Origin of the sequence: Gemmatimonas groenlandica (assembly GCF_013004105.1) — a bacterium.
GTDB classification, from domain to species: Bacteria; Gemmatimonadota; Gemmatimonadetes; order Gemmatimonadales; family Gemmatimonadaceae; genus Gemmatimonas; species Gemmatimonas groenlandica.
On sequence record NZ_CP053085.1, the window covers coordinates 2223971 to 2235486 of the forward strand.

Consider the following 11516-nt stretch of genomic DNA (forward strand, 5'->3'; position numbering starts at 1 on the left):
CGCTCACAGTCCGAGCTCCAGCATGAACGTGAACGTCTTGAAGATCGGATACGTGAAGTAGTCGACGCGATACGCGAACGGGTTGGAACCGCCACCCGAGACGTCTGGATCGTAGCCGGAATACTTGGTGGAGGTGAACAGGTTACGACCGACGATGCCAAGGCGCGCCGTGCGTCCATCACCCATGCCCACACGCTTCACGAGAGACGCCGGCAGTTCGTAGTTCACGGCGAGTTCGCGCAGGCGCACGTAGCTGCCGCTTTCCACGAAGTAGTCGTTGGCGTCGAAATTGTTGTAGAACGTCGCGTAGTACGTGGTCGGCTTCTTCTCGACTTCCGGCTTGCCGCGCTGGTCGAACGCGGGATCGCGCTGGTCGAAGAACGGCCACTGACGCGTGTAGTTGTAGATGTCGCCGCCCTGCACCCAGTTCACCACCGCCGTGACCGAGAACTTCTTCCAGTTCATCTGGGTGTTGAAGTTCAGATTGAAGTCGGGGTTCACGTCGCCGATCTGGAACAGCGTGTTGCCGGTGGCGTCGGCGAACTTGAGCGGACGCTCGTTGCCGGTGCGGTAGGCGGTCTTGGCGACGTAGTAGCCTTCTTCGTTCTGCACGTAGTCGGCGGCCGTGCCGGACAGACGCTTCGACGCGATCATTTCGTTGACCTGATCGGCGCTGCGGAGCCACTTGCTGCCGTACACGATGCCGAAGGGCTGACCCGAGGCGAGACGGAAGATGGTGGTGTTCGCCACCGGTCCGACGAGGTACGGCGGCACGTCGAGGCTGCGCACGACCTGGCGGGTGCGGTCACCCGCGATGTTCACGCGCCACAGGAAATCCTTCTTGCTGGCCAGCACCGCGCCGAGCAGCACCTCGTGCGTCTTGCCGCCGAGCGAGCCGGCATTGAGCCACTGCGACTGGAAGCCCGTCGCGGCCGATACCGGCACGTTCAGGATCTGGTCGTCGGTGATCTTGCTGGAGTAGCTGTACTCGAACGTGAAGTTCTTGAGGAAGTTCACGTTGAGGCCGGCTTCGATTTCACGAGAGAACGCCGGACGCAGATCCGGGTTGCCGAGCGTGATCTTGACCGGGCTGCCACCCTGAATGGCGAACTGCTCGTACTGCGCGTCGAACACCGGGCGGAGTCCCGCCTCGCCGTACGACATGCGGAGCTTGAATTCGTCGACACCGGGGAGCTTGATATCTTCCGAAACGCGATAGGCACCCGAGAGACGCTTGAACAGCTTCGAGCGCTGGTCGGCGCCGAACAGCGAGGACTCGTCGCGACGAATGAGACCGTCGACGATGAACTTGTCCTTGATGTCGAACGTCGTGATCGCGAAGAAGTTCTGGTTACGGATGGGCTGCGTGTACGAGCCCGGGATGATGGGGCTCTCGGGATCGCGCGAGGCGGCCGAGAACTCGGTCACGCGCGGCACCGTGAGCGACGACGCGAAGATGCTGGTGCCGGTGTTGTTCTGGTCTTCGTATACCCACGCCAGCTTGGTGGTGTTCGTGAACCAGGACATCGCCTTGGTGGCCGTCAGCGTGCTGCCGAGGTTGTAGGCCTTCGTCTGATCGACGTTGCTGGAGATGTTGCCCTTACTGACCGTACCCGTGGAGCCGATGTAGCCGAGCGGCGTGTACGAGCGCAACTCACGCGAGCCGCGGTCGAAGTTCGTGTTGGCTTCGTACGTGAGCCACTGGAACGGGCGGTAGCGCACCTTGAGCGTGCCCGTGAAGCGGTTGCGGTCATTCAGGTTCTGAATGTTCGACCAGTTGTACAGCGGATTCGTCACGTTACCCGATGCCGGCGTCTGGCGGATGGCGGCCTTGTACGGCGTGCCGTTCGGGTTGTTCTCCAACAGGTTGATGTTCGGTTCGAGGAAGCGGAGTCCGAAGAACGCATCGCCCGAGCTGTCGTCAGCGGCATCGGCCTTCGACTGGCCGAAGAAGGCACCCGTCTGCAGGTCGAGCTTCGGGTGCAGTTCGAGATCGAGGTTCATGCGGAAGTTCTGGCGGTTGTAGCCGCTCAGCAGATTCGCGATGCCCTGATCCTTCGAGTTCTGAAAGGAGGCGTTGAAGTTCGACTTCTCGTTGCGCTGGCCGACCGAGATGTAGTTCGTCATGAACTGGCCCGAGCGGAACACTTCGCCCAGCTGGTCGTAGACCACCGGGTACGAGTTGTCGGAGATCCGGTCGTCTTCCTGAACGCGGTTGCCGTTGGCATCGCGCGCGAACTCGCCCGTGGCCGTGACCTTGTACGGGTGCGAGAAGTTGTTCGGGATCGTCTTGCGGAGGTCGTTGCTGCCGATCTCGTTGCGCACCGTCACGCTGGTCTGACCGGACGCGAGTGCAGCACCGCGCTTCGTGAAGATCTGCACGACACCGTTGGCGGCGTCAGAACCATACAGCGAGCTCGCGGCCGCGCCCTTGATGACTTCGATGCGCTCGATGTCTTCCGAGTTGATGTCGGCGAGCGAGAGGCGCGAGATCGTGCCATCGACGATGATGAGCGGATCCTGACTACCCGTGAGCGACGTCGGACCGCGGAGACGGATGCGCGGCGCGGAGCCGGGCTCGCCGTTCACGGCCGTCACACTGGCACCGGCCACGCGTCCGCTGAGTGCGCCAAGCGGAGAGGAGGCCGGCGCTTCCTTGATCTGCGCATTGTCGACCGCCGCCACCGCGAACGTGGTTTTCTTCTGCGACGTCGCTTCTGACACGCCGGTCGTGACGACGGCATCGAGGTTGAGCACGTCCTTTTCGAGCTCGAAGTTCTGCTCGCTCCGACCAGCCGCCAGCGTGATCGATCGACGGATCGGACGATAGCCGATGGTGCGAGCGAGCAGGCTGACCGGTCGACTGGCGCGCGCGGGGTCGACGGTGAAGGAGAAGCGCCCTTGCTGGTCGGTGACGGCGCCGGCCGACAGCTCCGTAATGCCGACCTGGGTGCCACCCAACGGCTGGCCGTTCGAGGTGACGCGACCGGTGATGGTCATCGTCGCCTGCGCTTGCGCGGCGTCGGGTTTCAGTAAGAAGATCAATGAGGCGGCGGCGGCGAGAATCCGCCGCGAGACGTGATGCATTCGTGCTCCTGGCCTTGGGAGTTCGTCCCGGTGGAGTGCGGCTTGTCGCAGGTACAAGCCGTCTGGAACCATGGTGCTATGTTAACCACGAACGTCACACTCTCGTCACTGTTTGTCGACCCTTTTGTGGGACCAAGTGTATAAACGTGGTTCGACTCCCCAATCTGGGACCAACTATGTCGGCTTTACGACCTGCATCTGACGGCGAAGATTTACGGCAGAGTTCGCCGCGCCTCGGGTGGGTAATCACGTGCTGCGCGGTGTTCGCCCTCTTGGCGCAGCCGGTCGTCGCGCAGAGCGGCAGTCAGGCGGCGACCCTCCGTGGCCGGATCCTCGACGCCGTCTCCGGCGCACCGCTGGTTGGTGCGACCGTGGCGGCGACCACGACCGGCGCGAGCGTGCAGACGGACTCAGCCGGTCGCTACCGCATCGAGGGCCTCAAGGTCGGCATTCATCGCTTTCTCGTCAGCGCCGCGGGCTACAATCGGGGCTCGGTCACCTTGGCCTTCGCTCAGCGGGAGGTGATGGAGCGCGATCTCGAGCTCGATCCCGTTGGGCGTGCGCTCTCTGCCGAGGACAGCGCCAAGGCGCAGGTGCTGCCTACGGTGCCCGTCACGGCGCCAATGTCGGCCGGACGGCGGTTCGACGACTTCGAGCGGCGACGTACTACCGGTCGCGGGCAGTACCTCACCCGCACGCAGCTCGAAGAGGGACACTTCAGCACGCTGCAGGATGCTATGCGCCCGCTGCGTGGCGTGCGGTATTCCTGTGCCGGATCGACCTGCTTGGTGTCGATGGCGCGCGCGCCGCTGGGGTGCTCGCCTGATTACGTGGTGGACGAGCGCGTGGACAACATGTTCGGCCCACTGGTGCCGGTGCGCGACATTCAAGCCATCGAGGTCTACACCGGCGCGAGCGATGTGCCGGGCGAGTTTGCCGGTACCAACGCCGGTTGCGGCGTGATCGTCATCTGGACCACCAACGGGCGTGCGCCGAAACGGAAGTAGCGTGCGGCGCCGGGCAACGGCGCTCGTTGCCGCACTGATCACGGGGAGCATCGCCGCCGTCGCTCCCGTGTCGGCGCAGCGTACCGCACCGGCGCCGGCGAGCCCTGCTGCCGCCCCCGACAGCCTCGGCATCGATCAGTTTGCCGCCCTCGTGCGTCGGCTCTCCGACAGCGGTGGCTATTTCGACACCGACAACCTGATCTCGAACGAGTCGAGCTATCTGCACCCGCTCACCACACTCGAGCGTCTGGGCGTGCGCGGTGGCGCCTACATCGGCGTGGGTCCAGATCAGAACTTCAGTGTGATCGCGCGCGTGAATCCGTCGATCGTATTCATTACCGACATCCGACGCGACAACCTGCTGCACCACCTGCTGTACAAGGCGCTCTTCGAGCAGGCGCGCAACCGCACGGAATACGTGGCCCGCTGGCTCGGGCGCTCGGTACCGGCCAACATCGACCAACTGCGCGACCAACCCATCGACTCCATTGTCGCATGGACGGCGCGCACGCCAGCCACGCCGGCCAGCGCCGATGCCGCCGTGCGTGATGTCCGCACGCGCGTGATGCGATACGGCCTCGCCCTGTCGAGCGGAGAGCTGGCCACGATCGAACGGTTTCATCGCACGTTCATCGCGCAGGGGCCGGCGTTGCGCTTCACCAGCACCGGACGCGCACCGCGCGACTACTATCCCACGCTCGGGCAATTGATGACCGAGCGGGATCTGACGGGACGACAAGCGAGCTATCTGGCGAGCGATCGACAGTTCCAGATCGTGAAGTCCCTCGAGCGTCGCAACCTGATCATTCCGGTGGTGGGCGATCTGTCCGGCCCGAACACGTTGCCGCGCATCGGCGCCGTGCTGCGCGAGCGCGCGGAATCACTTTCGGTGCTGTACGCCTCGAACGTCGAGGACTACCTCATTCGCGACGGTCGCTTCGCCGCCTACGCCGCGTACCTCGGGCGCCTGCCGCGTCGCGCCAACAGCGTGATCATCCGCAGCTGGTTCGGCGGTCCCGGATCACATCCAGCGTCGGTGCCCGGCTACTACACGACGCAGCTCGTGCAAACCGTTGCCTCGTTCGCGGCCGACAGCACGGTGCCCCGTGTACGGAGCTATCGCGAACTCGTGCAGCGAACGTGGGAGCGGTAGGACCGCACGTGTCGTACGCTGCATGATTTTACCTTCACAGCATCCCGAAGAGTCCGTTACATGTTGCCGATCTCAGCGTTGAGCCAGGCGAGCATCGTATACCCCAATCTTGCGATTCCGAATATTTCACGTAGCGTCTAAAGCTTCGCTCCCTCAGTTCGCCCACCTGTGGATGCAGAGGAGAATTTATGACGACCCGCACTCGATCCGCGGCGCACTGGTTTTTCTTGGTAGGCGCCGCACTCTCGTTCACCGCGTCGTGTTCACCGGCGGATCCGGCGGCGCCGAGCGTGGATGACGCCGCATCGGCCACCGACGTTGCGCCGGCTGCTTCGCGCCTCGGTGCCGACGTGTCCAAGTCGCTTGCATCACTACGTAGCGCCACGGCGGCCTTTCACGACGTGAACGCAGCCATCGCGGCTGGATACGCAAGCCCCTCAGGAATTCCCTGCGTAGAGAGTCCAGAAGGCACGATGGGCGTGCATGTCGTGAAGGCATCGCTACTGGATCAGGCAGTGAGACCGAACGAACCGGAACTCCTGCTCTACCTACCGAAAGCCAACGGTGGCTTCAAGCTCGTCGGCGTCGAATATCTGGTGCCAGTGCTCGTGCGCAACCTTACGACCGGGGCCGTGTCTCCCTGGTTTGAAATGACTCCGTGGGGCGCCAGCTACGCGGTGGTTACACCGCGGCCATCAGTCTTCGGCGAGGCGTTCGAGGGTCCCATGCCAGGCCATGAACCTGGGATGCCGTGGCACTACGACAAGCATGTGTGGCTCTGGAACACGAATCCCAGTGGGATGTTCAGCCAGTGGAATCCATCGATTGCCTGCCCCTGACGCACGATGTCTTTTAATCGCGACGTGAGCGCGGCAACGTCTTCACGCACGCAGGAACAGCGGTCGTCGTGAGCAGGACTCACGGCGACCGTTGAGCCTTCGTCGAGCACTCTACAAACACATCAAGTCACCGAAGGCTCGAGGTTGTGTTCGTCACCTCGATCGTCTTCCACTTCCCCTGCTCGAAGCGCCATACACTGAGCGCACAGCGGAGCGCGTGGCCCAGCACGATCGCCAACCAGATGTCGCGGGGCTGCAGCGGTCGCGTGGCCTGCAGCGCTGTGAGCATGCCGATCGGCAGCGCGAACTGCGACACCAGCGTGATGAACAGCGGACTGCGTGTATCGCCCGTGCCCTGTAGTCCACCGGTAAAGGTGAGCGCCACGGTGATGAACAAGCCAGACACACTCAGATAGGCCAGCAGCTCGGTGCCGATGCGCACGGTGTCGGGCTGCGTGAGGCCGAACAGTCCGAGCAGCATGCCCGGAATCGCGAGAAACAGGCTGCCCACCACCACCGCGATACCGAGTCCCATGCGCGCCGCTTGCCACACCGCCTGCCGGCTGCGCTCCGGTTGTCGTGCACCGAGATTCTGCCCCGCAATGGCCGCGGCAGCGCCCATGAGGCCTACCGAGGTCCAGGTGACCAGGGAGAACAACTGTGAGTATCCGACGGCGTACGACGCCTGCGCTTCGGCACTCATGCTCGTGGCGCCGATAAAACGCAGCAGCATCACGCCGGCGACGTTCATCGCGATGCCCTGCAATCCCGTCGGCAATCCAAAGCGAAACAGCGCGCGGATGATCTCCCAATCGGGCTTCCAGCTCACGTGGCGGAAGTCGATCACCCAGCTGCCGTTGAACAACTTGTAGATGGCGAAGGCGCCCACGATGCCACTCGACAACACCGTGCCCATCGCGGCCCCGCGTGTGCCAAACGCCGGTACGGGCCCGAAGCCGCGAATGAAGAGCACATTGAACACGATATTGCCGATGGTGACGGCGAGACCAAGCTTAAGCGGCGTGCGCGAGTCACCGGCGGAGCGCAGTGCCCCACCCAGCATGAAGAACAGCATCATGCCAAAGCCGAACACGAACATGATGCGCAGGAACGGCAGCGACTCCTTGAGCACCGCCGGCGTGGCGTTCACGAGCCCGAGCAACCAGGGCGCGGCGAAGTAGCCGATGGGCGCCAATACGCCGACGGACAGCACCACGGCCAGCAAGAAGGCCTGCGACGCGGCGCGGTTCACACCGGCTTCGTCACCGGCGCCAGCGAAGCGCGCGATGAGCACACCCATACCGCTGAACAACGACGCTAGAAAGACCATCACCACGAGAAAGATCTGCAGACCTACCCCAATACCCGCGTTTCCAGCGAAGCCCACAAAGTGACCGACCATGGCATGGTCGATCATCCCCTGCAGCCCGCCGATCATATTCTGCAACACGGTCGGCCAGGCCATTCGCCACATAGCCGGGCCGATCGGTCCATCAATGATGGACCGATCCAGCTTTCGTGCGGACGCGGTGGGATTAGCCAACGAGCGCCGGCTCACTCCGGCGCACCAGCGTGAGAATCGAGTACACCGCGACCGCCTCGTTGTCCTGATTCATGACTTCCACGTCCCACTCCACGACGCCTTGCGGAATGGTGCCTTCCGGCGTGTCCTTCGCGGTCTTCTGCTTGACCGTGAGACGCACATGAATGGTGTCGCCCGGATACACCGGCTTGGTGAAGCGCAGCTTCTCCATCCCGTAGTTCGCAAGCACGGGGCCCAACGACGGCTCCACGAACAATCCGGCCGCCGCCGACACGATGAAGTAGCCGTGCGCGACCCGGCCTTCGAACACGCCGTTGCTGCGCGCGTCATCGTCGTTCATGTGCGCGTAGAACGTATCGCCGCTGAGATCGGCGAACGCTTCGATATCACCCAGCGTGATCGTACGTGACTTCGTGATCAGCGTGTCACCGATCTCGAGCTCGTCGAACGTCTTGCGGAACGGATGCACGGCGTCGGTGTGCTCCTCGGCGCCCTTCGTCCATTCGCGCGTGATCGCCGTGATCATGCTCGGGCTGCCCTGCAACGCCACACGCTGCATGTAGTGCGTCACGCCACGCGCGCCGCCCATTTCTTCGCCGCCGCCCGCGCGGCCAGGCCCGCCGTGGACCAGCTGCGGCAGTGGCGATCCATGGCCCGTGCTCTCCTTCGCACTCGTGCGATCGAGCACGAGCATGCGGCCGTGAAAGGCCGCCGTTCCGAGAATGACATCGCGCGCCACCTTCGGATCGGCCGTGACCAGCGAGCCGACCAGCGAGCCCTTGCCCAGCCGCGCCAACTGCACCGCCTCTTCGATCGAGTGATACGGCATGACCGTGTTCACTGGACCGAACGCTTCGATATCGTGCGCTTCGAGGCGCGTGAGTGGATTGTCGCACACCATCAGCATCGGCGCGAAGAACGCGCCTTTCTCGCGATCGGCACCGACTACGTCGAAGTCGCCACCACCGAACACCAGTTCCGCGCCGTGGCGGATCATCTCGGCGGCTGATCGCACCGCGTTCACCTGCGCGCGACTGGCCAGCGGTCCCATGCGAACGCCTTCCGCCGTCGGGGCGCCGATGGTCGTGGAGGCGAGGCGCTTCGAGAGCGCCTTGATCACGTCTTCTTCGAGACCGGCGGGCACGATCGAGCGACGGATGGCGGTGCACTTCTGCCCCGCCTTCGTGGTCATCTCGCGCGTGACTTCCTTGATGAACAGATCGAACTCTTCGGTACCCGGCACGGCATCAGGGCCGAGAATGGAGCAGTTGAGCGAGTCGGCTTCCATGTTGAAGCGCACGGAATTCTTCACCACCGCCGCGCCACTCTTGAGCTTTTGGCCAGTAGCCGCCGACCCGGTAAACGCCACGACGTCCTGCTCTTCGAGATGATCGAGCATGTCGCCGGCACTGCCGCACACCAGCTGAATCGCGCCATCGGGAAGAATGCCCGTGTCGACGATCGTGCGGAACACCGCCTCGGCGAGATGACTGCCGGCCGTGGCCGGCTTCACGATGCACGGCACACCAGCCAACAGCGCAGGGGCGAGCTTCTCGAGCATGCCCCACACCGGGAAGTTGAACGCGTTGATGTGCACGGCCACGCCCTCGATGGGCACCAGAATGTGCCGGCCCACGAACGTGCCGTTCTTCGACAGCGGCTCGGTGGGGCCTTCCACGTGGAAGCACTCGTTGGGAAACTCGCGACGTCCGCGGCTGGAATACGCGAAGAAGGTGCCAATGCCACCCTCGATGTCCACCCACGAATCGGTCTTCGTGGCGCCGGTGAGATACGACAGCGCGTAGAAGTCATCCTTGCGCTCCATCAGCACCTTGGCGATCGCCTTCAGCATCGCCGCGCGCTGATGGAACGTGAGCGCACGCATCTTCGGGCCGCCCACCGAGCGGGCATAGTGCATCATCGCCTTGAAGTCGAGGCCGTCGCTGGACGTCTCACCGATCTTCTCACCGGTCACCGCGTCGAAGAGGTCGGCCTTGCGGCCGGTGCCTTCGACCCACTGACCCATCGCATAGTTCTTGAGCATGTACATCACGTGGTTCCTCCCTCGCGGGTGTCCTTCCAGTTCTTCAACACGCTCGATTGCGTGGGGCGATCAACGGGGATTTCGCGCAGCGGCTCGACTTCGCGCCAAGTCGCGCGCATGGCCGCCGGCAACTGCTGATACAATTGCGTGCCTGACGTTTTCCAGTCCAGCATATCATCGGTCACGTCCTTCACGATCTTGGCGGGATTCCCCACCACGACTTTGCGCGGCGGAATCTCCATACCGGTGGGAACGAAGCAGAGCGCACCGACCACGCACCCCGCGCCGACCACCGCGTTGTCCATAATGACGGCGTTCATGCCGATGAGCGCGTTGGCCCCGATGCGCGCGCCGTGCACGATGGCACCATGGCCGATGTGCGCACTGGCTTCGAGACGCACCACGACACCGGGGAACATGTGAATCGTGCAATTCTCCTGCACGTTGCAGCCATCTTCGATCACAATGCCGCCCCAGTCACCGCGAATGGCGGCGCCAGGCCCAACGTATACGTCGGCGCCGATGATCACGTTGCCCGTGACCGATGCCTGCGGATGCACGAACGCCGACTCATGCACCACGGGAATGAAACCGTCGAACGCGTAGATCACGGTGGTCAGACCCGCTCGATGATCATGGCGAAACCCTGGCCCACGCCGATGCACATCGTGCAGAGCGCGTAGCGTGCGTTGCGACGATGCAGCTCACGGGCCGCGGACAGCGCGAGCCGCGCGCCGCTCATGCCCAGCGGGTGCCCGAGCGCGATGGCGCCACCGTTGGGGTTCACCCGTGCGTCGTCATCGGCCACGCCAAGCTCACGAAGACAGGCCAGCCCCTGCGCAGCGAAGGCCTCGTTCAGCTCGATCACGTCCATCTGATCCAGCCGAAGCCCGGCCCGTGACAGCGCCAACCGCGTGGAGGGCACCGGGCCCATGCCCATGATACGCGGCTCAACACCGGCCGCTGCGCTCGACACTATCCGCGCTATCGGTGTGAGACCAAACTGCGACGCCGCACCGCCCGAGGCGATCAGCAACGCGGCGGCGCCGTCATTCAGGCCACTGGCGTTGCCCGCCGTGACCGAGCCCATGCCGTCATGCCGAAACGCCGGCTTGAGCTTGGCGAGCGTCTGCATGGAGGTGTCGGGGCGCAGGAACTCGTCCTGAGACACCACGACCGGATCACCCTTCCGCTGCGGGATCGACACCGGCACGATCTCCTCGGCCAGCCGGCCCTCGCGCTGCGCGGCAGCGGCCTTTTGCTGCGATCGCACGGCGAAGGCATCCTGATCGTCGCGTGACACGCCGTACTGCGCCGCCACGTTCTCGGCCGTCTCGCCCATGGAGTCGGTGCCGTGCAGCTGTTTCATCTTCGGATTCACGAAGCGCCAGCCGAGGCTGGTATCGAAGAGCTGTACGTCGCGGGCGAAGGGCGTCGCGCCCTTGGACATCACGTACGGCGCACGCGTCATGCTCTCCACGCCACCGGCGACATACAGCTCGCCTTCGCCGGCCTTGATGGCGCGGGCCGCACTGGCCACCGCGTTCAGCCCTGAGGCACACAATCGGTTCACCGTTTCACCGGGTACCGTGACCGGTAATCCGGCCAGCAGCGACGCCATGCGGGCCACGTTGCGGTTGTCTTCACCGGCCTGATTGGCACAGCCGAGAATCACGTCGGCAATTTGCGCCGGGTCGAAACTCGCCGACGTCGCCATCACGCGCGCGAGCAGGGCGGCGATCGCATGCGCCGCCAGATCGTCAGCGCGTACATGACTGAGCGCGCCGCCGATGTTGCCGATGGGCGTACGAACGCCATCGATGATGTATGCGTCGTTCATGAG

Annotated in this window: 8 protein-coding genes; 3 read left to right on the top strand and 5 right to left on the bottom strand. The window is 64.0% G+C overall.

The features are described from left to right. Positions 1 to 3: 3 nt before the first annotated feature. Entirely contained in the window at positions 4 to 3087 is a 3084-nt protein-coding gene (locus tag HKW67_RS09400; RefSeq protein WP_171225142.1) for a SusC/RagA family TonB-linked outer membrane protein, read from the bottom strand. Between the two features lie 260 nt (positions 3088 to 3347). Between HKW67_RS09400 and HKW67_RS09405 the strand changes: the two genes are divergently transcribed. The 3 genes from HKW67_RS09405 to HKW67_RS09415 all read left to right on the top strand — a co-directional run bounded on the left by HKW67_RS09405 (position 3348) and on the right by HKW67_RS09415 (position 6086). After that, positions 3348 to 4094: a TonB-dependent receptor gene (locus HKW67_RS09405; protein WP_171225143.1), complete on the top strand. Its 747-nt coding sequence runs from the start codon at positions 3348 to 3350 to the stop codon at positions 4092 to 4094. A gap of 1 nt (position 4095) precedes the next feature. Continuing rightward, complete coding sequence (locus HKW67_RS09410) at positions 4096 to 5247, top strand: LIC_10091 family protein (protein ID WP_171225144.1); 1152 nt, start codon at positions 4096 to 4098, stop codon at positions 5245 to 5247. A gap of 188 nt (positions 5248 to 5435) precedes the next feature. After that, entirely contained in the window at positions 5436 to 6086 is a 651-nt protein-coding gene (locus HKW67_RS09415) for a hypothetical protein (protein WP_171225145.1), read from the top strand. Positions 6087 to 6213: 127 nt separating this feature from the next. On the opposite strand, the gene HKW67_RS09420 is transcribed toward HKW67_RS09415, so the two are convergent. From HKW67_RS09420 to pcaF, 4 genes are all read right to left on the bottom strand, one after another. Next, positions 6214 to 7551, bottom strand: coding sequence for an MATE family efflux transporter (locus HKW67_RS09420; RefSeq protein WP_171225146.1), 1338 nt, complete (start codon positions 7549 to 7551; stop codon positions 6214 to 6216). A gap of 70 nt (positions 7552 to 7621) precedes the next feature. Continuing rightward, the gene (paaZ, locus tag HKW67_RS09425) at positions 7622 to 9679 is read right to left on the bottom strand and encodes a phenylacetic acid degradation bifunctional protein PaaZ (protein WP_171227607.1); all 2058 of its coding nucleotides are present in this window, start codon (positions 9677 to 9679) and stop codon (positions 7622 to 7624) included. Further along, entirely contained in the window at positions 9679 to 10284 is a 606-nt protein-coding gene (locus tag HKW67_RS09430; protein ID WP_171225147.1) for an acyltransferase, read from the bottom strand. The genes paaZ and HKW67_RS09430 overlap by 1 nt, the downstream gene beginning before the upstream one ends. A 5-nt stretch (positions 10285 to 10289) precedes the next feature. Further along, positions 10290 to 11513, bottom strand: a complete 1224-nt coding sequence (gene pcaF, locus HKW67_RS09435) for a 3-oxoadipyl-CoA thiolase (protein ID WP_171225148.1) — start codon at positions 11511 to 11513, stop codon at positions 10290 to 10292. Between the last annotated feature and the right edge of the window lie 3 nt (positions 11514 to 11516).